Here is a 24,324-nt window from a genome sequence, read left to right on the forward strand (position 1 = left end):
GCGGCCCCAATCCTGTAGCCCGCGCGGCGATCACCGCTCACGAAACATCTTTGGCGACATGCCATGGCGCTGGCGGAACAGCCGCGACAGGTGACTGCTGTGGGCAAAGCCGCAGCGCCAGGCGACATCCTTGATCGGCAGATCGCTCTCGCGCAGCAAGCGAGAAGCACGCTCCAACCGGCAATCGAGCACGTAACTGTAGACGCTGGTGCCAAACAGCTCATGGAACTGGCGCTTCAACGCCCCGTGCCCGATGCCGATCTTCTGGCTGATATCGGCGACCTGCAGCGGCTCCAGGCAATGCTCCTGGATATACGCACGGGCCGCCAACAGGCGCCGTCGCTCGCGACGATTGATCCGCGGCGAGCTGCCTTCCTCGACAGGCACCAACGCCAGCGCATCGTCTTCGCTCGACAGCCGCTGGGCAATGCCCCACAACAGCTCCATCGCCTGGGTATGCAGCTTCAGCGCCTGCATGGCATTACCTGGAATGCCGTCACTCATCAACTGCTCGGCGATTGCCAGTTGCTTTGTGTTCATCGGCAAGCGCCGCACACCCGCCCGGCGCTGTGGGTGGATGAACCAGCATTCGCCCTGCCCGACGCCTTCCATCAAGGGGGTGAACACCGCCAGCCATTCGAGGCTGAAGTGCACGATCACCAGCTTGAGGTCGTGATAGGCCGGGAAAAAATCCATACAGGTGAAGGGGTCAGCCGCACAGGTCAGATAGCAGAAGCCCGAATCGTAGGAACACACCTGGGCCATCCCGTCCATGAGGAAGTGCCCGCTGCCCTTGATCATCATCGCCAGCGACAGGTGCCGGTCGACGTTCACCTGGCGGCAGACATCCTGCCCCGGAAAGCCATCGACCAGGCCGATGCGCACGCCGTCGTGCAGGTCGGTCCAGGCGATCGCCGGCATGTGCGTGTTGTGTTGCTCCAGGGTCGGCGCGCTGGGGCGCAGGCTGCTATCGATCGCCATGAGGAGTCTCGTCAGTCAGGGGCGCGGAAACGACAATGGATCAGGCCTGGTGCTGCGCGTTGGCGCAGCGGCCTGATCCGTGAAAGCCAGGCCAGCGCGCGCATGTAGCGTGGCCAGGGCTCGGCGTAGGTCAAGGCTTGCATCAGTTCAAGGCCCGGGATCTGGGCGATGAAGCGGTCCAATTCGCCCAGGGCGATGCCGAACGGCATGGGTGGGGTCTGGTAACTGGCGGTCATGGCCAGGCCCTTGAGGGTCTTGCGCGAATACCACGGCGGAATGCAGTCGAAGAACAGCTCGCCTTCACCCAGGCGCCGTACCAGGATGCGCAGCAGGGTCTGCACCTCTTCGCGCTGGAAGTACATGAACAAGCCTGCAGCGGTCACGAACACCGGCCCCTTGCGCTGGGCAGCCACTTGGTCGATCCAGGCCGTATCCAGCGCAGAGCAGGCCAGCAAGGTATTGCGCGGATGCGCCGGCAACAGGTTACGGCGGGTGTCGATGGCCTCGGGCAAGTCCACCGAGTACCAGTTCACCAAGCCATCATCGACTCGCCAGAACTGGGTTTCCAAACCCTCGCCCAGTGCTACTACGGTGGCGCCGGGGTGTTCGGCGAGGAAGCTGCGCAGACGCTCGTCGGCATAGCGTGAGCGGATCGCATGGGTCGGCGAAGGCTTGCCGAAGCGGCCCTGGAAGTCGTAATGGATGCGCCGCACCAATTCCAGCAGCAAAGGGTCGTCGAGCAAGGCATCGGTGCCTTGGGCGAAGGCGGCGCGGTTCCACACTGTCAGCAGCATGGTTTCGGGCACACCGTTGAGGTTCGGCGCCAAGCGTTGGGGCTGCACGGCAGAATTCATCCATTTCTCTCCATTCGTGGTCCTTTTGCCTACAGGCCAGGACCAGGGTCAGGGCTTTACAAGCCATTGCACCCACTCTATCGCGCGTATCATTCACAGCATCAGTGAGAATGGTAATTATTAACCCGATCATGCTCGCCGTAAACCTTTTGTGATCCTCCGCCCTCGGTCGTCCCCCTTATGCTCGGCCCCCGAGAGCGAAGCCGAGCCGACCAGGCAGGCAGGCAGGCAGGCAGTGTCAGACGCAGGAGCAGTAGATGATCGAACGACCCGAAGCAGTCTCAGCCAAGGCCACCCGCCCGCTGACCCCCTTCAGACTGCTTGGCCTTGCCCCCGGGATGTTCACCACCGCGATTGTCTGTGCGGTGTTTTCGTCGCTGTTGGCGCTGGTGCCGCTGTGGTGTGTCTACAAGGTGGCCGAACAGTTGCTCGATCTGTCGCACGACAAACCGAATGTGCTGCTCTGGGTATCGTTCGCGCTCGCAGCGGTGTTGCTGCGGGCCCTCCTGCTCGCAGCCAGCCACGTCAGCGCGCACCTGGCGGCCTTCACGCTGCTGCGCCGCTTGCGGCTGGAGCTTGCGCGCCACCTTGGCAGTGTGCCGATGAGCTTCGTCAGCCGACAGGACAGCAGCACCCTGCGCCGCACACTCAACGATGACGTTCACGCCCTCGAAGGTTTCTATGCGCACCTGCTGCCCGATGCCATCAGCGCCGCAGTCACCCCGCCGCTTGCGCTGATCGTGCTGCTGGCCATGGACTGGCGTTTGGCCTTGGCCGCCATTGCCCCACTGCCGCTGGCAGTGCTGGCCCAGGTACTGATGATCAAGGGCTCCAGCGCACGCATGGCGCAATGGCACGCGCTGCAGCAGCGCATCACCAACAGCTTCGCCGAATACCTGCGCTGCATGCCGATGGTGAAGAGTTTCAATCTGACCAGCCAACGCTTCGGCACCCTGCACCACGACATTCACGACGCCGCCGGCTGGGTTGCCGGTTTTGCCCGGCAAAGCTCGCTGTACTGGGTGGTGTTCGCCGGTCTGCTGGGCGCGAACCTAGTGCTGGTCGCGCCCCTGGGGGCCTGGCTGTGGCTCGAAGGGCAGTTGCAGCTCGCCACCCTGGTGCTGTTCCTGTTACTCGCACCAGCAGTGCTGCATCCGCTGCTGCGCCTGACCTTCATGCTCGGCGAGCAGGTCCAGCGCAACGCTGCCCTGGCGCGTATCAACCATGTGCTGATGACACCCGTACTGGCAGACAACACCCAGGCCCCCGTACCCGATGTACCGCTGGACCTGTGCCTGCACCAGGTGCGCCATGCCTACGGCGCTCGTCAGGCCCTCGATGGTGTGAGCTTCTGCGCCAAGGCCGGCCAACTGACGGCCTTGGTCGGCCCCAGCGGCTCGGGCAAGAGCACCGTGGTGCAACTGGCCTGCCGGCTGTTCGATGCCGACAGCGGCGAACTCACCCTCGGCGGCGTGGCCCTGCGCGATTGGCCGTTGGACGCGTTGCTGGCGCGGGTCGGCATGGTCTTCCAACACGTGCATCTATTCGACGCCAGCGTGCTCGACAACCTGCTCATGGCCCGCCCAGGCGCCACCCGTGAAGCCGTCGAAGCCGCTGCCCGTGCTGCCTGCGCCCACGATTTCATCCAGCGCCTGCCCCAGGGCTACGACACCCGCATCGGCGAGCATGGCGCGCAGTTGTCCGGCGGCGAACGCCAGCGCCTGTCGATCGCCCGAGCCCTGCTCAAGGATGCCCCCGTGTTGCTGCTCGACGAAGCCACCGCCTACGCCGACAGCGAAAGCGAAGCGCTGATCCAGCAAGCGCTCTCGACCCTGTGCCAGGGCCGCACCGTGCTGATGATCGCCCATCGTCTGCACACGGTGATCGATGCCGACCGTATCGTCGTACTGGCAAGCGGTAAGGTCGTCGGCAGTGGGCGTCACGCCCAGTTGCTGCAGGAATGTGCGCTGTACCGCAAGCTGTGGCACGACCATACCCAGACCCGCCACTGGCATCTGGCCCAGCGCGGGGTATCGGCATGATCGCGCCACTGATCCGCACCGGCGAGCACCTGGCCGGCCACCGTGACCCGCGCCTGAGCCGGGGGCTGCGCCTGGCCACGCTGGAAGGCGCGCTTGGCGCTGCATTCGCGCTACCCCTCTATCTGCTGGTGCGAGGGCTGTTCGACGGCACCATGGACCTTGCTCAGGTGCTGTGGCTGGCCCTGGCCATGCTCGTTTGCCTGCTGGCACGCATCGCTGCGGGCGCTGCGAGCATGCCGCTGATCTTCACCGGCGCCTACGCCATGATGGCCAGCGCCCGCTTGCGCCTGATCGCTCACCTGCAGAGCCTGCCCCTGGGCTGGTTCGGGCAGCACCACAGCGGCGAAGTCAGCGCGCGACTGACCAGCGACCTGGAACTGGTGGAAAACCTCTGGTCGCACTTTCTCGGCAGTTGTGCGCAGTCGCTTGCACACCTGCTGTGCCTGCTGGCGTTGCTCTTCTGGGTGCAGCCGGTGCTGGCCGCCACGGCACTGCTGATGCTGCCCCTGGCAGGCCTTGCGGTGGTGGTGGCAATCCGCAAAAGCCTGCTGCACGGCGAACGCATGCTCGCCAGCGGCAACCAGGCCCAGGTCGCCCTGCAGGAGTACCTCAAAGGCCTTGCAGTGATTCGTGGCTTTGGACGCTTCGGCACGGCCTTGCAGCATCTGCAGCAGGCCATCGAACGGCAACATCAGGCGATGGTCGACATCGAGCTCAAGCCCGCGCCCTGGCTGGCGTTGGCGGGCCTGGTGATCGAGGCCGGTTACCTTCTCAGTGTACTGGCCGGTGTCCTGTTGCTCGGTCGTGGCCAACTCGCGCTGCACGACCTGCTGCTGTTCTGTGTACTGGCCTTGCCGCTGTACCGGGTGGCTGCCGAGTTGTGCTTTTCGACCCTGTTGCTGCGCTTCGGCCATCTGGCCCTGAGCCGTACCGAGCGCCTGCTTGAAACTGCGCCTCTGCGCGAGCCGTCCAGCGCAATACGGCCCACCCAGCACGACATCGAAGTGCGCCACGTCCACTTCAGCCACGACCAGCGTGGCGAGACGACCCTGACTGACGTGTCCTGCACCTTGCCCGCCGGCAGCCTGACCGCTCTGGTCGGCCCCAGCGGCGCAGGCAAGACCACCCTCGCCCAGCTCATTGCCCGGCTCTGGGACGTCGACAGCGGTGCGATCCGCATCGGCGGCGTGGATGTGCGCGAGATCGGCAGCCAGTACCTGTGCGAGCAGGTATCGATGGTGTTCCAGGACGTCACCCTGTTTTCCGGCAGCGTGCTCGACAACCTGCGCGTCGGCAAACCCGACGCCACCGAGCAGGAGGTGGTCCATGCCGCGCGCCAGGCCCAGGCCCATGGCTTCATCAGCACCCTGCCCCAGGGTTACGCCACCGAGGTCGGCGAAGGCGGTGGTTGGTTGTCCGGTGGCGAACGCCAGCGCCTGGCGATTGCCCGGGCGCTGCTCAAGGACAGCCAGATCCTGTTGCTCGACGAAGCCACCTCCAGTGTCGACCCCTCGTCGGCCGCCGCGATCCAGCAGGCCCTCGACGCCCTGGTGCGCGAGCGCACGGTATTGGTCATTGCCCATCACCTGCACAGCATTCAAGACGCCGACCAGATCCTGGTCATGGACCGCGGGCGCATCGTCGAACGCGGGAGTCATCAGCAACTGCTCGACCTCAACGGCCTGTATGCGCGCTTGTGGCACCAGCAGAGCCAGGCCCTGGATTGGCCCCTGCACACCTGAAAACCTCCGTGCCGCGCCGCTTCCGGCGTGGCCGAGCACCTGTCTGGATGGAGTCTCACCATGCACACATCGAACAGTAATGCCTCGACCTCACCCAAGGCCCTCGCGTTCGACCCGAACACCCTGGGCCAGGCCCTGGCCGACCAGTTGCGTCTGCCCCTGGGGGAGCTTGCCGACGATGCCAACCTGCTCAAGCTCGGGCTGGATTCGATGCACCTCATGGCCTGGCTCAACCGCTTTCGTCGCCAGGGCTACAAACTGACCCTCAGCGCGCTGTACGAACAACCTACCCTGGCCGGCTGGCGCAGCTTGCTCGGTAGCGCCGTGCAGGCCACGACTGCCGCGCGTCCCGCTACCCCTTTGCCGACCCTGCGCGACGGTCAGCCGTTCGCCTTGACCCCGGTGCAGCACGCCTACCTCGTGGGGCGCTCCAAGGAGCAGCCGCTAGGTGGCGTAGGTTGCCACCTGTATCAGGAGTTCGATGGCCATGGCCTGACCGCCGAACGGCTGGAGCCTGCAATTCATCAATTGATCGAGCGCCACCCGATGCTCAAGGTGCACCTGCTCGCCCACGGCGCCCAGCAATGGCACCCGCACAGCGCCTGGCCCGGCCTGCAGGTGCACGACCTGCGCGAGCTGTCGAGCGCTGAGCGCGAGAAGCGCCTGCTGGCCTTGCGCGAGCAACTCGGCCACCGTCGCTTGCACGTCGAGCGCGGCGAAACCTTCGATTTCCAGCTGTGCCTGCTGCCCGAGGACGGTCACCGTCTGCTGGTCAACATCGACCTGCTGGTGACCGACGCCGCCAGTTTCAACCAATTGTTCGAGGAACTGATCGCGCTGCTCACGGGCAAACCCTTGCCTGCCGTAGCCGAGGACTACGACTTCGCCAGCTACCTGAGCGACCTGCAACGCCGTGACCAGGGCCGCGAGGCGGCTGCCCGGGAATGGTGGCTCGCGCGCCTCGACGACCTGCCGTTGGCACCGCAATTGCCCTTGACCAAGGAGCCCGAGCGCGTCGACCCGGTGCGCATCAGCCGCCGTCGTGGCCAGCTCGATGCCACTCAGTGGCAAACGTTCCGCGAGCACGCCGGGCGCTGCGGGGTCACGCCGACCATGGCCCTGGTGACCCTGTTCAGCGCCGTACTGGCCCGCTGGACCGGCCAGCAGCGCTTGCTGATGAACCTGACCCTGTTCGACCGCCACCCCCTGCACCCGGCCGTGGCGGGCATGATCGCCGACTTCACCAACATTCTGCCGCTGCCTGTGGATTGCGCCGGAGCGAGCTTCGCCGAGCTGGCCCAGGCCAACCAGCGCAGCTTTGCCGAGACCCACGAGCACAGCGCCTGGTCGGGCGTGCAGGTACTGCGCGAGCTGAAGAAACGCCAGCGCCACCCACACGGCGCGCCGCTGGTCTTCACCAGCAACCTGGGCCGTCCGTTGTTCGGCGAAGCCGATGTCGACAGCATCGGCGCGCTGGGCTGGGGGATCTCGCAAACGCCGCAGGTGTGGATCGATCATCTGGCCTTCGAGCACCAGGGCGAGGTCTACCTGCAGTGGGACAGCAACCTGGAGCTGTTCCCCGCAGGGCTGGTCGACACCTTGTTCGACACCTATTTCGCCCAGGTACTGGCCCTGAGCGAGAGCCTCTCGCACTGGACCTGCGCCCTGCCCGAACTGATGCCCCAGGCCCAGCGCGCGGTGCGCGCGCAGGTCAACGCCACCGCCAGCCCACTGCCCGACGGGCTGCTGCACGACGCAGTGTTCGCCCAGGCGCGGCAGACACCACAGGCCATCGCCCTGCAGCAGGAACAACGCCAACTGACCTTCGCCCAACTTGCAGAACAGGCCCGGCGCCTGGCCGGCGCATTGCAGGCCCGAGGCGTGGGTGCGGGCGACACGGTGGCCGTGAGCATGGGCAAGGACATTGGCCAGGTGGTCGCCGTGCTCGGCATCCTGCATGCCGGCGCCATCTATGTGCCGGTACCGCCTGACCAGCCGCTGGCCCGGCGCCTGGGTATCTACCGTGGCGCAGGGGTCAAGTGCGTGATCGTCAGTGCCGACGAGCCGCACGATGCCGGCATCGACAACCTGCTGCAGTGGCAACAAGCGATCCTCGCCGAGCCCCAGGCAGCTCCCGTTGCCGTATCGGCGCAACAACCGGCCTACATTATCTACACCTCCGGCTCGACCGGTGAGCCCAAGGGCGTGGTGATCAGCCACCAGAGCGCGCTGAACACCTGCGTCGACATCAATCGCCGCCACGCGATCAACGCGAATGACCGGGTCCTGGCGCTGTCGGCGCTGCACTTCGACCTGTCGGTGTACGACATCTTCGGTGTGCTGGCTGCAGGCGGCGCCATGGTACTGGTCAACGAGCAGCAGCGCCGCGATCCGGCCCTGTGGTGCGAATTGATCGAACGCCATGGCATCACCCTATGGAACAGCGTGCCGGCCTTGCTCGACATGCTCATCACCTACAGCGAAGGTTTCGACATCGACGCCCCCGCGCGCCTGCGCCTGGTCATGCTGTCCGGCGACTGGATCGGCCTCGACCTGCCGGCGCGCTACCACGCCTACCGCGCCGAGGGCCGCTTCGTTGCCATGGGCGGAGCCACCGAGGCGGCGATCTGGTCCAACACCCTGACCGTTGCCCAGGTGCCTTCGCACTGGCGCTCGATCCCCTATGGCACGCCGCTGGACAACCAGTGCTACCGGGTGGTCGACGAGCTGGGCCGCGACTGCCCCGACTGGGTACCGGGCGAGCTGTGGATCGGCGGCGTCGGGGTCGCCCAGGGTTATTTCAACGACCCTGAGCGCAGTGCTCGACAGTTCGTCGAAGTGGCGGGCGAGCGCTGGTACCGCACTGGCGACCTGGGTTGCTACTGGCCGGACGGTACGCTGGAGTTCCTTGGCCGCCGCGACAAGCAGGTCAAGGTCGGTGGCTACCGTATCGAACTGGGCGAGATCGATGCTGCGTTCAATCGCCTGGAGGGCGTCAAGAGCGCAATCACCACCACCGTTGGCGACCGTGAGAAAGCCCTGGTGGCTTTCGTCGTACCCCAGGGCGATGCGCTGTGCAGCCCGATTGCCCGCGACCCACGCACCCCGGCCCACTATCAGGACTGGCTGAGCGCACAGGCACTCGACAAAGACGACACCCGCGATGCGCTGGTGGTCGACTTCCTCGCCCAGCACCTGCGCCTCAATGGTGTAGACCCGAGCGCCAGCGTCGAACAGGCCGTCCAGGCATATGGCTGTACACCGCAGTGGCACGGGCTGGTCGCTCGCTGGCTCGAACTGCTGGCCACAACGCCGCAGGCATCGGTATCTGCTCAGGGCGAACTGGCCGAGGCCTTGAACGCCCATCACCAAGGTCTGGCCGCCATCCTGCGCGGTGAACGCGACGCCCGCCTGCTGCTCGAACACCCGTTCTGGTCGCCCGAGCAACTGCTGCTGCAATGCCCTGGAAGCGATGCGGCATTGGAGCAACTGGCCGCCAGCCTCATGCGCCTCAGCCAGCAGTTGCAGCGCCCGGTACGCATGGTGCACGTCGACGCGCGCAGCGGTCTGCTCGGTGCCCGCCTGCTGCGTACGCTGCCCGCCGGCCAGTTGCACTACACCGCGCTCGACACCTCGCCCAGCCTGGTTGCCAAGGCCCGCGAGCGCTTCGCAGGCCACGCCAATGCCCAGGCCCTGCGCGACGACGACAGCACACTGGTCGAGCTGCTGCACAGCGCCGACCTGGTGCTGGTCAACAACGCCCTGCATCGCCTGGACGATCCGCTCACTGCGTTGCAGCGCTGGCTGAAGTACTGCACGCCGGGCGCGGCGCTGTGCGTATGGGAGCTGGCCCGGGCTTCGCATCTGGCGCTGGTCAGCAGCGACCTGATCGAACAGGGCCGCAGCGCCGCCGAACGCCTGCATGAAACTGCCCACTGGCAACGACTGCTGGCCCAGGCCGGCTGCGCCTTGGAGCAAGCCGACTGTCTGGGCGACCTGCAGCGCCTGGTATTGCGCGCCCCAGGTACCGCGTTGCGCCCGGACTCTGCCAAGCTGACTCGGGCACTGGCCAACGAGCTGCCCAGCTACATGATCCCGCAGCGCCTACATTTCCTCGATGCCCTGCCGTTGACTGCCAACGGCAAGATCGATCACCAGGCGCTGGCTCAACGTTGCAAGCCCGCGGCCCCAGCCCAGGCGCAGCCCCAAGCGCTGGAAAGCGACGCCGAGCTCCTGCTCGCCCAGCTCTGGCAAGCCCTGCTCGCTTGCGGACCGCTGCACCGCGAAAGCCAGTTCTTCCAACTGGGCGGCGACAGCCTGCTGGCCACCCGTTTGATCGGCGAGCTGGCCAGCCATGGCTACCGCGCCCAGCTTGACGACCTGTTCAACTTCCCGGCCCTTGGAGCCTTCGCCGCCACCCTGGTCGCGGCCCCACATGCTGCGCCCACGACCCTGCGCCACGACCCGACCAACCGCTACCAACCGTTCCCCCTGAGTGACGTGCAGCAGGCGTACTGGGTCGGCCGTCAGCCGGGCTTCGCCCTGGGCGGCGTGGGCGCGCACTTTTTCGTCGAGTTTGAAGTCGAAGATCTCGATCATGCGCGCCTGAACGCCGTCTGGCAGCACTTGATTGCGCGACACGACACCCTGCGCGCGGTGGTCCGCGACGGCCAGTTGCAGGTGCTCGAGCAGGTGCCGGCGTTCGTGCCGCGTCGTCATCGAGTCGAAGCGTTGTACGGCGAGGTCGCCCAGGCGCTGCGCGAGCGCCTGTCGCATCAGGTGCTGGACCCTGCCTGCTGGCCGCTGTTCGACGTACAGGTGGTCGAGGACGGCAGCCGTCGCAGCCGCTTGTTCGTCAGCCTCGACAATCTGCTGCTCGATGGCCTGAGCATGCAGATCCTGCTGGCCGAGCTTGAGAGCTTGTACCTGCAGCCAACGCTCGAGCTGCCTGCCATCGACATTGGTTTTCGCGACTACCAGATGCTGCTGGCCAACCAGCCGGCGTCGGCCTCGGCCCTGGCCTACTGGCAGCGTCGCCTCGACCGCCTCCCCGCCGCGCCTGCCCTGCCGTTGCTGCGCGACCCGGCAAGTATCGGCACACCGCGCTTCGTGCGCCTGGCCGAACGCCTGCCTGCCGCTACCTGGACGCGCCTCAAGACCCTGGCACACCAGCACCAGTTGACACCCTCGGGCTTGCTGCTGAGCGCCTTCAGCGCAGTATTGTCGGCCTGGAGCCGCGAGCGCGAGCTGACCCTCAACCTGACCCTGTTCGACCGCCAGCCCCTGCACCCGCATATCGACCAGGTGCTGGGCGACTTCACCTCGCTGCTGCTGTTGGCCTGGCACCCCGCCGAGCATTGGCTCGACAGCGCCCAGGGCCTGCAGCAACGGCTGTGGCGCGACCTTGGCCACCGCAGTCACTCGGCAATCCGGGTGATGCGCGAACTGGCTGGCCGCCAGGGCCAGGCGGCGGCGCAGATGCCAGTGGTGTTCACCAGCGCACTGGGCTTCGACAAGGGCCGGTTCCTCGCCGAGTCTTCATGGCTCAAGCCGGTTTGGGGCATCTCGCAGACCCCGCAGACCTGGCTCGACCATCAGGTCTACGAGTCCGAAGGCGAGTTGTGCCTGAACTGGGACGCGGTAGAAGCGCTGTTCGACCCGGCCATGCTGCAGGCGATGTTCGCTCAGTACACCGCCTTGTTGCGCCAACTGGCCGAGTACCCCGAGGCCTGGTCACAGGCGCTGGACAGCCTTGTGCCACGCAGCCGGCATGCGCATTCGCAGCCGGTAGCGGCGATCACCGCACCGATCGCCGTCGCCGATCCGCAGGCGCTGGCCGACGAGGCGCTGGTCGAGCGTATCCGCCAGGCGTTCCATGAAGTCGTGGGCACGCCGCTGCGCGACAGCCGCCAGAACTTCTTCGACGCAGGGGCCAGCTCGCTGAAGCTTGTGCAGCTGCACATTCGCCTGACTCAACTGGGCTATCAGCAGTTACAGGTGACCGACGTTTTCGGCTACCCCAACGCCCACGCCCTGGCCGTGCACCTGCAACCCAATGCACTCGCACCGGCCAGCCTCGAGCCTGCACGCCAGACGCAACGTGAGCTACGTAGCGCGCGACGCCTGCGCCGCGCCGGAGGTGAGGCATGAAGCGCTACCTGCCTTACTGGTGCTATTACCTGCACCAGGGTATGTTGACTGCATTGATGCTCCAAGGCGTGGTCGGCTACTTCCGTCACCAGGGCCTGGACCTGGCGAGCCTGAGCCTGCTGTCGCTGACCTTCCTGCCGTGGCTTGGCAAGTTCCTCTGGGCGCCTTGGTGCGAGCGGCACAGCCTGGCCCTGCGTGGCAATCGCTTCCTCGGCAGCCTGGTGCTGCTGCAACTGGTGATGGCTGCAACCCTGCTGGTCATTGGTTGCCTGGCGCCGGAACACTCGCTGTACAGCATTCTCGGTGCCCTGATGCTGCTGGCGTTGCTCTCGGCCAGCCACGACATCTATGCCGACGGCATCACCATCACCACCTGCGATGCAGCGCAGCGACCTTACGCCAATACTGCGCAGGTCGGCGGCAGCTACCTGGGGATCGTGTTCGGCTCGTTCGTGTTCCTGTTCCTGGCCGAGCGCTGGGGCTGGCAGGCCGGATTCTTCGGCATGGCCGGGGTATCGCTGGCCCTGTTGCTGCCTGCAACCTTGCTGACACGCCCGCAGACCCAGGCCCCGCCACAGCAGCAACCACGCCTGGGCTTGTCCAGCATCGCCGGCTTTTGGCCCGCCCTGGCCTTGACCGCGGTCTACTACCTGGCCATGCGCGGACTGGTGGCCGTGCAGACCGTGCTGTTGCTCGACCAGGGCCTGGCGCTGGTGGACCTGGGCCTGGCCAGCAGCGTCTACGGCATTCTCGCCAGTGGCATCGGCGTGCTGCTCGGCGGCTGGTTGGCGCGACGCCTCGGTGCCTGGCGCGTGCTGCTGCCCGCCATGATGCTGCACGCGGTCATCGCCTTGGCCGCGGCCGTTGGCGTGCGGCTGTACAACCTCGATGCCTGGCTGGTGCTGTTCTTCCTGGTCAACGTCGCTGCGGCGATCAGTTTCGTGGTGCTCTACAACCTGCTGATGGGCGTGGTTCGTCCTCACCAGCCCGCCTCCGACTATGCCTTGCTGCAATCGGTTGATGCCGCGGTGGCCATGCTCGCCTCGATGGCTGCGCTGCAGGTCGCCCAGCACGCCGGTTATCCGCTGCTGCTGGCCGGCCTCGCGGCAATCGCCTGGCTGTGCCTGTGGCCGGCCTGTCACCTGCGCCGCCGCCTCGAACGCGGACTCGGCGCCCACCCGTCTTCCCAGCCTGCCCAAGAGGTTCTCAATGCACACGTCTGACGCCTTCTACGGCACCAGCGAACCCATCGCCGTGGTCGGCCTGGCCTGCCGTTTTCCCGAAGCCGACAACAGCCAGCAGTTCTGGCTCAACCTGCTGACGGCGCGCGAATGCAGCCGCCGTTTCAGCCGTGACGAACTGCTGGCTGCAGGGCTGGATCCGGCATTGGTCAATCACCCGGACTTCGTCAATGTCGGCTCGACCATCGAGCGCCCCGAGTACTTCGATGCCACGCTGTTCGGCTACTCGCCGCAGGAGGCCGAGTCGATCGATCCGCAACAGCGCCTGTTCCTGCAGACCGTCTGGCATGCCCTGGAGCATGCCGGCTTTGCCCCGCGCGAGGTGCCGCACAAAACCGGCGTGTTCGCCTCGTCACGCCTGAGCACCTACCCCGGCCGCGAGGCGATCCGCGTCACTGAAGTGGCGCAGGTCAAGGGGCTGCAGGCGTTGATGGGCAACGACAAGGACTACCTGGCCAGCCGCGCCGCCTACAAGCTCAACCTGCAAGGCCCGGCGATCACCGTGCAGACTGCCTGTTCCAGCTCGCTGGTGGCGGTGCACATGGCCTGCGAGAGCCTGCGCAGTGGCGAGTGCGCCATGGCCGTGGCCGGTGGCGTTGCGGTGTCGTTCCCGCAACAGGCCGGCTACCGCTACCAACCCGGCATGATCTTCTCGCCGGATGGGCGCTGTCGCCCCTTCGACGCCGACGCCCAGGGCACTTTCGCCGGCAACGGTGTCGGCGCGGTGGTGCTGCGTCGCCTGGACGACGCACTGCGCGACAACGATCCGATCCTGGCCGTGCTGCGCGGCAGCGCGATCAACAACGACGGCAGTCAAAAGGTCGGCTACACCGCCCCATCGGTGCTCGGCCAACGTGAGGTGATTCGCGATGCGCTGTTGCTGGCCGATGTCGAGGCCGCCAGCATCGGCATGCTTGAGGCCCACGGCACCGGTACCCCGCTGGGTGATCCGATCGAACTACAGGCCCTGCGCGAAGCGTTTGCCGAACGCAGCGATATCGGCGGCTGCGCCCTGGGCTCGGTCAAGGGCAACCTGGGCCATCTCGATACCGCGGCGGGCATCGCCAGCCTGATCAAGACGGTGCTTGCCGTGCGCCATGGCAAGATCCCGCCGTGCGTGCATTTCCAGCGCCCCAACCCCGCACTCAAGCTCGAGCAGAGCCCTTTCCAGGTGCCGCGCCAGGCCTTGGATTGGCCAGCCGGGCCGCGTCGCGCCGGGGTCTCATCGTTCGGCATCGGCGGCACCAATTGCCACATGATCGTCGAGGCGCTGCCCGAATCGTTGCGCCCGGCCCTCGCCAGCCCCGAAGCGCCCGCTCTGCTGCTCAGCGCCGCCAGCGAAGCGTCGCTGCGCGGTCTGGCCGGCGCCTATGCCGACCGTCTCGACAAGGGTGATGTGCCGGCCCACCTGGCACATACCGCGTTGCATGCACGCCAGCTCGACCTGCCGCATCGCCTGGCCGTGCCGCTGCACGAAGAAACCGCACAGGCCCTGCACGCCTATGCCCAAGGCAACGATGACGCGCTGCTGCACATTGGCCAGCGCAGTAACGGCCAGCAGTTGTGGCTGTGCAGTGGCCAAGGCAGCCAGTGGGCTGGCATGGGCCGTGACCTGTACGGCAGCGCACCGGCCTTCACCCAAAGCCTGGACCGCGCGTTCGCCATCGCCGCTGGCCACCTGGCCCCGCCTCTGCGCGAAGTGATGTTTGGCGAGCACGGCGCGTTGATCGACCGCATGGACTATGCCCAGCCGGCCATCGTCGCCTTTACCGTGGCCATGGCCGCGCATTGGCGTGAACAGGGCCTGAGCCCGGACCTGCTGATCGGTCACTCGGTGGGTGAGTTCGCCGCCTGTGTGATCGCGGGGCATTATCCGCTGGAAACACTGCTGCCGCTGGTCATTCGCCGTGGACAACTGATGCATCACAGCGGCGCCGATGGACGCATGCTGGCGGTGTTCTGCTGTCCTGAGGTGCTGGGGCCGCTGGCCGAGGCGCACGGGGTGGAAATCGCCGTATACAACTCCGAGGAGCATCTGGTGGTGTCGGGCGCTGAAGCGGCCATCCGGTCGCTGGCTCAAACCCTGCAAGCCCGACAGATCCGCTGCACGCCGCTGGCCGTGGCGGGAGCTGCGCATTCACGCTTGCTCGATCCGATTCTCGATGCCTGGCAGCAGGCCTGTGCGCCCTTGCAGGCTGCCCCCGGCAAGACCCCGATCATCTCCACCCTCACCGGCCAGGCACTGACGCTCGAAACCCTGGGTCAGGCCGATTATTGGCGCCGTCACCTGCGCCAACCCGTGCGCTTTCACCAGGCGCTGCAAGCAGCTATCGAACAGGGCATCGGCGTTGCATTGGAGATCGGTGCCGACGCGCCATTGGCGAGCATCGGCAAGCGCAGCTTCGCGTTGAGTTGCCCCTGGATCGCCAGCGCCCGGCGCCACAAGGCGGGGGCCGACCTGCAGCGCGAAGCCCTGCTCAAGCTGTTCGCCGCCGGGGTGAACCTTGACTGGCGTACCTTGCTGCCCAGCCGTGGCTTACGCGGCGAGGCGCCCCTCTATCCCTTTGATGAGCACCGCTATTGGTGCGCAGGTGCGGTTACGCAGGCAACTTCGGCAGCGCCCCAGGACCTCTTGCTGCAAGGCGGTCGTCAAGTCATCGAGCGCGAGGCGGACGGGCTCGACCTGCCGCGCCTGGAGCGCCTGTATCGCTGCGTCACCGAGTTGCACGGCCTGTACGTGGACAAACTGGTGCGCCAGTGTGTGGGCGATGCCATCGATGAAGGCGTGACTGCGCTGCAGGTGCTGCGCGGCGGTCGTCTGCTGCCACGCCACCGGCAATTGCTCGAGCGCCTGCTGCGTGCCTGCACCGAGGATGGTTACTACCGCCTTGAGCACGACCGCTACTACAGCGCCGAGCCACTGCCAAGCGCGCGCCATGGCGCCCTGCTCGATGAGCTGCGCGGCTGCTGCGAAGGCCTGGATGTGATCGCCGAAACCGTGGAACGCGCAGGCGAACAGTTGTTCGCGATGATGAGCGGCAGCGTCGAGCCGGTGTCGGTGATCTTCCCGCAAAGCGCCTCCAGTGGCGTCGAGGTGCTGTACCAGCAGTTCAGCTATGGCCGCTATTTCAACCAGATCGCCGCTGGCGTAGTGGCAGGCCTGGTGCGTCAGCAACAAGTGGCCGCAGGCGCGCCGCTGCGCATCCTCGAGGTGGGCGGCGGTACCGGCGGCACCACTGCCTGGTTGTTGCCCGAACTGACAGCCGTTGCCGATGTTCGTTATTGCTTCACCGATATCTCGCCACTGTTCAGCCGCCGCGCGCAGGAGAAGTTTAGCGCTTTCGATTTCGTCGAATACCACCAGTTCGACTTGCACAAACCTGCCGCCGAGCAAGGGTTCATCGAAGGTCACTACGACCTGATCGTGGCGGCCAACGTAATCCATGCCACGCAACACATCGGCGACACCCTCAGCAACCTGCGCCCGCTGCTCAAGCCCGGTGGCGCGCTGCTGATGCGCGAAATCACCCGGCCGATGCGCCTGTTCGACTTCGTCTTCGGACCGTTGGTGCTGCCCCTGCACGACCAGCCCGCCCGCGGTGGCGAGTTGTTCCTGTCCACCGCGCACTGGCAGCAGCAGTGTCTGGAGAGCGGCTTCGCCAGTGTCGACTGGTTGCCGGACGACGGCACGCCGACCGCCCGCATCAGCGAGCACATCCTGCTGGCACGCACCGCGGCTGCCACGGCCTCAACCAGTCTGGTCGGCCATGACAGCGGCAGTGCACTGCTCGGCCGCCAACTGGGCGAACATCACTACCAGGCTGACTGGCGCGACTGCCAGGGCGATACGCAGCGCTGGCAGCGCCGCCTGGGTGAACTGTGCGCCGCGCTGACCGAGCGTCATGGCGATAGCCGACGCATCCCGGCTTTCACCGAAGTACCGCCACTGCCGGCACGCCTCGACGCCCTCGGCATCGAATGGCGCGCGGCAGCCTTCGGCGAGGCGCAGATTGCCCTGAGCCAACGCGACGACGACGGCAACTGGCAGCAACTTGCCCAGACCGATCGTCCCCCTGCTGCACTGCCCAGGCCGCAGGCCGCGTCGCAGACGCACTACCAATGGCACTGGCGCGCCTTGCCCGATGGCGACAGCACCCTGCATAGCGTGCGTGTGGAGCCGGCACAGGCCCGCGAAGCGCTGGCGGGCGCAGGTATCGAACATCATCCCGAGGCGCAGGCGTGCCTGTTGGTGGTGGAAACCACCGAACTGGGTGACATGGCCCGCCAGGTGCTCGACGCGCTGGGTCGTGATCGCCAACAACCGCTGCTGGTAGTCACCCGCGGGGCCTGGCGCCTGGCCGAGAGTGACAACCTCGATGCGCAGCAGCGTGCCTTGTGGGGCTTGCTGCGGGTTGCCTGCGCAGAGCAGCCACACCGTGCCCTGGCGATCATCGACCTGGAGCAGCAGGCCGCCTGGCAAGCCTTGCTGCCCGGCCTGCGCGCCGCACAGGCCGGCGAGCGCTGGATTGCCGTGCGTAACGGCGTGGCCCAGGTGCAGGCGCTGGTACAACAGCCCCATGCCAGCGCTGCTCTGCCGGCCAACAGCCTAGCGCTGCCGGGCTGGCACCTGGTGACCGGCGCCTTTGGCGGCCTGGGCCGGCTCAGCGCGGCATGGCTTGCGCAACAGGGCGCGCGGCGTATCGCCTTGCTCGCACCACGGCGCAGCACCGAGGCCGAGCAGTGGCAAGCACAGTTCGCCCAGGCCAGCGCTATCGAAGTGCGTTGGCTGGCCTGCGATGTCGGCGACCCCAGCGCACTGGCGCAGGCCCTCGACAGCCTGCGTGACGAAGATCGTCTGGCCGGCGCGATCCATTGCGCGGCGCTGCTCGACGACACCCCGCTGGACAACCTCGATGCCGGGCGCCTGCGACCGCTGCTGCAGGTCAAGTGCCAGGCTGCGCGCCAGTTGCAGGAGGCCCTGCAGCAGGATGGCCGTTATCTGCTGCTGTATTCGTCCGCCGCCGCCAGCCTCGGCGCGCCTGGCCAGGGCGCTCATGCCCTGGCCAGCGCCTATCTCGACGGGCTGGCCGACACGCCTGCAAGCGAGGGGCTGCACACCGTTAGCATTGCCTGGGGCGCCTGGGGCGAAATCGGCCGTGCCGCCGACGCCGGCTTGCACGCCAAGCTGGCCCAGGCCGGCATGGGCGTGCTGACTACCGCCGAAGGGCTTTGGCATCTGGAGCAGGCGGTGGTACGTGGTGCGCCATGGCACCTGGCGATGCGCATCGAATCGCAGCGGATCGACCCGGCGCGCAAACTGTTCGCGCAAGCGCAAAGCAGCACTGCTTCGCCGCAAGCGGCCGCGGTACAACCGCGTGAGCACGTGCTCGCGCCCACCCTCACGGGTGATCGAGACAGCGACCTTGAAGCCCTGCACAGCTGGCTTACGCTATCGATCCGCAGCCAACTGCGCCTGAACGCCGAACAACCTCTGGCCTCCCGCCAGGACCTGATGCAACTGGGTCTGGACTCGCTGCTGTTCCTTGAACTGAGCAGCAGCATCCAGCGCGAACTGGGCGTACGCCTGGACGCCGAACGCGCCTATCGCGACCTGAGCATCCAGGGCCTGGCCAACCTGCTGCTCGACGCCGCACCAACCGCCGCGACGGGCCAAACCTTCGAGTTGCAAGCGGACCCGGCCGCCCGCCACGAGCCATTCCCGCTGACGCCGATCCAGCACGCCTACTGGCTGGGCCGCACCGACCTGATCGACTACGGCGGTGTGGCCTGCCACGTGCTCTTCGAGTGGGACAAAGCGCTGGCGACCTTCGACCTGACGCGCTTCGAGCAGGCCTGGAACGCACTGATCGCCCGCCACGACATGCTGCGCATGGTGGTCGACAGCGACGGTCGGCAACGCATTCTCGAAGACACGCCCTGGTATCAACTGCCCCGCACCGACCTGCGCGGCCTTGCCCCACAGGTACGCGAGCAGCGCCTGACGCAGATCCGCGAACAGATGTCCTACCGCGTGCTGCCCACCGACCGCTGGCCGCTGTTCGAAGTCAGCATCAGCGAGCTGGACGATGGCATGTGCCGCCTGCACATGAACCTCGACCTGCTGTTGTTCGATGTGCAGAGCTTCAAGGTGATGATGGACGACCTGGCGCGGGCTTATGCCGGCGAGCGCCTGGAACCCTTGGACCTGACCTTCCGCGACTATGTGATGGCCGAGCTTGCGCAGCGCGAGGGCGCTGCGTGGCGTCAGTCGTGGCGCTTCTGGATGGACACCCTGGACTACCTGCCCAATGCGCCACAGCTGCCCATGGCCGAGGTGCCGGTCAGCGGCCAGCCGCGCTTCCACACCTTGCAGGCGAGCCTTGACGCCGCACGCTGGGGCCGCTTGAAACGCCAGTGCCAGGACTTGGGCATCACCGCCTCGACCGCCTTGCTGGCCTTGTTCGCCCATACCCTGGAAAGCGTGAGCCGCACCCCGGACTTCACCCTCAACCTCACCTATTTCAACCGCCGCCCGCTGCACCCGCAGGTCCAGCAGTTGATCGGCGACTTTACCTCGGTGTTGTTGGTGGACTTCCAGCTTGGCCGCGCGGCGAGCCTGCGCGAGGTGATGCAAACGACCCAGACGCGCCTGTGGCAGCGCCTGGCGCACACCGCAGTGAATGGCGTCGAGTTGATGCGTGAGCTGGGTCGACGTCGTGGCCAGTCGCGCCAACCGGCGATGCCGGTGGTGTTCACCAGCATGCTCGGGATGTCGCTGGAAGGTCAGACCATCGACCAGGCAATGACCGCGACGCTGGGTGATCCCGTGCACGTGTTCACCCAGACACCACAAGTCTGGCTTGACCACCAGGTGATGGAGATCGACGGTGAGCTGGTGTTCAGCTGGTACTGCATGCGTGATGTGCTGGCCGGCGGGGTCGAGCAACGCCTGTTCGATGCCTACAGGCAACTGCTGGAAACCCTGGCCGACCAGCCGCAGGCCTTCGACAGCCTGCCTGCACTGCCGCGTCACGACTGGTCGGTGCATCTGGACGGTGAGGCGCTTGACGTACAGGCGCTGGAGGGCGAGCTGCGCCAGGTGCCGGGCGTGCTTGGCGCGCGTATCGAGGTCGACCGTGACCAGCGCCGTCTACTGGGTGCATTGATTGCCGCTGCGCCGCGCGACCTGAGCGACAGTTCACCTACCCCCTCGCCGCTTGCCGAGGGCAGTCTGCCGGCACTGGATACCGCCGAGCGCGAGGAGGTCGAGCAGACCTGGACAGCCCTCGAACAACGCGCCCGTGAAGGCGTGATCGCCACCCTGCGCGAGCACGGTCTGTTCAGTGCCGCCGGACAGGACCACGACCTGCCCGAGGTCATGGCGCGCCTCGGCGCACTGCCACGCTTCGCGGGATTGCTCCGACGCTGGCTTGAGTTGCTGTGCGACGAGGGCCTGGTGCGCCAGCAGGGGCAACGTTACGTCAGCCTGCGTGCGCTACCGGCGCCTGCGCCGACCCTCCCCCCGCTACCCGCAGCGACCTGGAGCCAGACCCTGGGCGATTACCTGCAGACCTGTATCGGCCTGCATGGCGAGCTGTTGCGTGGCGAGCGCTCGGCGCTGGGCTTGCTGTTTGCGGGCGATGACCGCGTAGTACGCGCCTTCTACAGCGAAAACCCGGTATTGCGCTGCCTGAACCGCAGCGTGACCCAGGCGGCACTGGCGCTCGCCGAGGGCCGCCGCGACCTGCGTGTGCTGGAAGTCGGCGCCGGTACCGGCGCGACCACTGCCGAGCTGCTGCCTGCGCTGGAGCGCCACCTGAGCGAGTATCGCTTCACCGATATCTCCAGGCTGTTCCTCGAGCAGGCCGGCGAGCGTTTCGCCGCGTGGCCCGCGCTCACTACCTCGGTACTGGACCTGAACCAGCCCATCGACCACCAGCAGCATCAGGGCTACGACCTGATCGTCGCGGTCAATGTGCTTCACGATGTGGTCAACGTGCCGCGCAGCCTGAGGCGCCTGCAAGGCCTGCTGGGCGAAGGTGGGCATCTGCTGCTGGTCGAGGCCACCGAGCGCGACAGCGCATTGCAGTTGGCGAGCATCGGTTTCATCGAGAACCTCAGTGACTTCGAAGATGCCCGCGCCGACGACGGCAAAGCCATGCTTGACCTGCCGCGCTGGCGTGAAGCGGTGCAGCGCGCAGGCTTCAGTTGGGTGCTGAACTGGCCACAGCAGGACGACGACAGCATGCGTCAGCACTTCATGCTGGCCCGTGCCGAAGGCCCTGCTCACCTGGATCTGCCCGCCCTGGCAGCGCGCATCGACACCGGCAAGGCAGGTTGGCCGCTGAGCCTGGAACTGGTCGAGCATGGCCAGGCGCAACGCTTGCAGCCTGCCAACGCTGCCGCGCCCTCACCCGCGTGCAGCGTCGCCGTCGACCCAGTCGTGCTCGAACAGGTGGGCGTGCTGTGGCACGAACTGCTCGGCCAGCCGGTGAACGAAGCCAGTGACTTCTTCGCCTGCGGCGGTGACAGCCTGATCGCCACGCGCATGATCGCCCGCCTCAACCGCATAGGCTATCGCGCCAGCAGCTTGCGCGGTCTGTTCGACCATCCGCGGCTAGGCGACTTCTGCGCGACCCTCGCCTCTGCCAGTGCGCCGCAAGACGCCAACCCGCTGACATTGGCTCGCGGCCCGAGCGCGCAAAGCCTGTTCGTGTTCCACGCCTCCGATGGCGACGTCAGCGCCTACCTGCCGCTGGCACGCGGGCTTGGCTTGCAGGTATTCGGCCTGCAGGCCGACGCCGCGCAGCCCGAGACCTCGCTCGATGCCCTTGCCCGGCGCTATGTGCAGGCGATCCGGCGGCAGCAGCCACAGGGCCCCTACCTGCTGTTGGGCTGGTCGTACGGCAGCTTCCTGGCCGAGGCGGCTGCGCACCTGTTGCACAGCGACGGCGAGGCTGTTCGCCTGGTGCTGCTGGACCCCGTCTGCCGCGCCGACTTCCAGTTCAAGCAACGCGCCGAACTGCTGCGCCTGATGGCCCAAGGCGCCAACCCGCTGCCTCTGCCTGACGATTTTGAGCGCCTGGACGAGGCGCAACAGCTGGCGACCTTCATCGAGCTCGCCGTGCAGGCCGGCTTCCTCAAACACCCCCCCGCCGCTGGACAAGCCCACGGCTGGCTTGCGCACATCGAGCAACTGTTGCGCCTGCTTGCCGAACACCGTCGGCCAAGCGCCCTGCCGCTGCCGTGCCTGTGGCTGGATGCCGGACAGCGCCCCGCGCACTGGGCCGCCGCCGAACAGGATTGGTGGGCCTGGGCCGAGCAGGCGCAGCGTCAGCGCCTGGACTGCGACCACTGGCAGTTGTTGCTCGACGAGCAGCACCTGCCACACACCTGCCAGACCATCGCGGCGTGGATCGCCGCCACTGAAGAGGTTCGCCCATGACACGTGCCATCAAACCCAACACTCCCCTGAAAGTCCTGGTGGTCGGGGCCAAGTTCGGCGAGCTGTACTTGAACAGCTTCCTGGTCGAGCAGCCCGGCCTGCAGCTTGCCGGCCTGCTGGCCAACGGCAGTCCGCGTGCGCGGGCGCTGGCGAACACCTTCGGTATCCCGCTGTACACGGATATCGAGCAACTGCCGGAGGATCTGGACATCGCTTGCGTGGTGGTGCGCTCGGCGGTGGTCGGTGGCACCGGGGGCGAACGGGTCGAGCAACTGCTGCGGCGCGGCCTGCATGTGATTCAGGAGCACCCGGTACACCCTGACGAGATTGCCCGTCACCAGGCACTGGCTCAGGCCCATGGACGCCTGTACCGGGTCAACGGTTTCTACGCCCACACCCCGGCCGGGCGCTGCTGGGTCGAGACCGCCCGACGGGTTCGTGGCCTGCTCGGTGGCAGTTCACCGAGCCTTGCGCAACTGACCACCAGCCGCCAACTGCTCTACTCCAGCCTCGACCTGCTGCTGCAAGCGCTGGGCGACAGCGGCCAGGAGCCTGCGCAGGTGAGCTTGGTGCAGCGTGACGCAGAGTTCGACACGCTGGCCCTGGCACTTCCCGGCCAGAGCGTGCTGCTGCGCCTGCAGCGCTGGATGAGCCCCGATGACCCGGACCTGCACAGCCTGGTGATGCACCAGATGACCCTGGGCTGGCCCAACGGCTACCTGTCGCTGGACGCCAGCCACGGCCCGGTCAACTGGACCCCGGCCCTGCACGCCGACAGCCACGCCGACGACCGCCAGACCCTCTATGCCAGCCCCGGCGGTTACCAGGATCGCCCCACCGCTACCCCACTGCTGGCGGCCGCGCGTGACTGGCGCAGTGCTCATGAAGTCGAGGGGCCGGCCGGCGTGGCCTGGCTGCTGCAACGCCTGCGTGAGCACGTCGAACATGCCACGCCGCTGCCAGCCGTGCTGGACGACAGCTATCAGTTGGCCGTGGCGCGGCTTTGGCAGGACGTGCTGCGTTGCGTGGGGCCCGCCGAGCAACGGCAGGTCCCGCCACCTCGGGCGCTGGACATCGACCTGCTGCGAGGGGAGACGTCGCGATGAGCCTGCTGCGTTCCTGCCTGCGTGCCGAACAGCCCGAAGCGCAGGTGCTGTTGTGCCCGTTCGCCGGCGGCAGCAGCGGAGCCTTTCATGGCTGGCGAGGCCTGGAGCGACTGGGGCTGGACCTCACCTTGGCGATCTATCCAGGGCGTGACCAGCGCATGCACGAGCCTTGCGTGCACCATGTACGGCCGCTGGCCGAGCAACTGGCCGAGACCATCCTGGCGCTACCTGCCACGGACGTGCCGCTGCTGCTGGCCGGCCACAGCATGGGCGCACAGGTGGCCTTCGAGACCTGCCTGTTGCTCGAGCAGGCAGGCACACCGCCGGACGGCCTGGTGCTGTCGGCCTGCCATGCGCCCCACCTGAGCGGCCGACGCCTGTTGAGCCACCTGGACGACACGCGCTTCATCGAACAGTTGGTGGCCATTGGCGGCTGCAGCGAAACACTGCGCCAGGACGCCGCGCTGTTGCAGGTGTTCCTGCCAATGCTGCGCGCTGACTTCCAGGTCACCGAGAGCTACCACCGCACCCTGCAAGCGCAGCATCCGCAGGTTCATACCCCAACCCTGTTGCTGCACGGCAGCCACGATGCCGAGGCCAGTGCCGACGAGGTCGGCGCCTGGCGCCACTGGTTGGCCGGCCCCGTGCAGCAGCAGACCGTCGCGGGCGATCACTTCTACCCGACCCAGCGCCCAAGGGCCTTCGCCTCGCACCTGCAGACCTTCATCGAACACAGCATCAGCCTCTTCCACCATTGACGGGA

The 24,324-nt window shown here is 66.9% G+C and carries 9 protein-coding genes; 7 read left to right on the forward strand and 2 right to left on the reverse strand.

The window, feature by feature from the left end; translation table 11 throughout:
* Nucleotides 1–30: 30 nt before the first annotated feature.
* Together ACYU03_RS21905 and ACYU03_RS21910 are read right to left on the reverse strand one after the other, a co-directional pair.
* The gene (locus ACYU03_RS21905) at nucleotides 31–981 is read right to left on the reverse strand and encodes a helix-turn-helix transcriptional regulator (RefSeq protein ID WP_461886706.1); all 951 of its coding nucleotides are present in this window, start codon (nucleotides 979–981) and stop codon (nucleotides 31–33) included.
* Nucleotides 982–992: 11 nt separating this feature from the next.
* Nucleotides 993–1,835 (reverse strand): class I SAM-dependent methyltransferase, encoded by an 843-nt coding sequence (locus ACYU03_RS21910; protein ID WP_461886707.1) that lies wholly within the window; start codon nucleotides 1,833–1,835, stop codon nucleotides 993–995.
* Between the two features lie 257 nt (nucleotides 1,836–2,092).
* On the opposite strand from ACYU03_RS21910, the gene ACYU03_RS21915 reads away from it, so the two are divergent.
* The 7 genes from ACYU03_RS21915 to ACYU03_RS21945 are packed head-to-tail and all read left to right on the forward strand — an operon-like array spanning nucleotide 2,093 to nucleotide 24,319.
* Nucleotides 2,093–3,877, forward strand: a complete 1,785-nt coding sequence (locus ACYU03_RS21915) for an ABC transporter ATP-binding protein (protein WP_461886708.1) — start codon at nucleotides 2,093–2,095, stop codon at nucleotides 3,875–3,877.
* Nucleotides 3,874–5,619: an ABC transporter ATP-binding protein gene (locus ACYU03_RS21920; RefSeq protein ID WP_461886709.1), complete on the forward strand. Its 1,746-nt coding sequence runs from the start codon at nucleotides 3,874–3,876 to the stop codon at nucleotides 5,617–5,619. Before ACYU03_RS21915 ends, ACYU03_RS21920 begins: the two co-directional genes overlap by 4 nt.
* 60 nt (nucleotides 5,620–5,679) lie before the next feature.
* On the forward strand, nucleotides 5,680–11,769 hold the full coding sequence (locus ACYU03_RS21925) for an amino acid adenylation domain-containing protein (RefSeq protein WP_461886710.1): 6,090 nt from the start codon (nucleotides 5,680–5,682) through the stop codon (nucleotides 11,767–11,769).
* Nucleotides 11,766–12,992 carry an MFS transporter gene (locus tag ACYU03_RS21930; RefSeq protein ID WP_461886711.1) on the forward strand — a complete coding sequence of 409 codons (1,227 nt, stop codon included), beginning with the start codon at nucleotides 11,766–11,768 and terminating at the stop codon, nucleotides 12,990–12,992. The genes ACYU03_RS21925 and ACYU03_RS21930 overlap by 4 nt, the downstream gene beginning before the upstream one ends.
* The gene (locus tag ACYU03_RS21935; RefSeq protein ID WP_461886712.1) at nucleotides 12,979–22,455 is read left to right on the forward strand and encodes an SDR family oxidoreductase; all 9,477 of its coding nucleotides are present in this window, start codon (nucleotides 12,979–12,981) and stop codon (nucleotides 22,453–22,455) included. Before ACYU03_RS21930 ends, ACYU03_RS21935 begins: the two co-directional genes overlap by 14 nt.
* On the forward strand, nucleotides 22,452–23,561 hold the full coding sequence (locus ACYU03_RS21940; protein WP_461886713.1) for a Gfo/Idh/MocA family oxidoreductase: 1,110 nt from the start codon (nucleotides 22,452–22,454) through the stop codon (nucleotides 23,559–23,561). The genes ACYU03_RS21935 and ACYU03_RS21940 overlap by 4 nt, the downstream gene beginning before the upstream one ends.
* Nucleotides 23,558–24,319 (forward strand): thioesterase II family protein, encoded by a 762-nt coding sequence (locus ACYU03_RS21945; RefSeq protein ID WP_461886714.1) that lies wholly within the window; start codon nucleotides 23,558–23,560, stop codon nucleotides 24,317–24,319. The genes ACYU03_RS21940 and ACYU03_RS21945 overlap by 4 nt, the downstream gene beginning before the upstream one ends.
* Nucleotides 24,320–24,324 lie beyond the last annotated feature (5 nt).

This window comes from Pseudomonas sp. X10 (assembly GCF_054889225.1).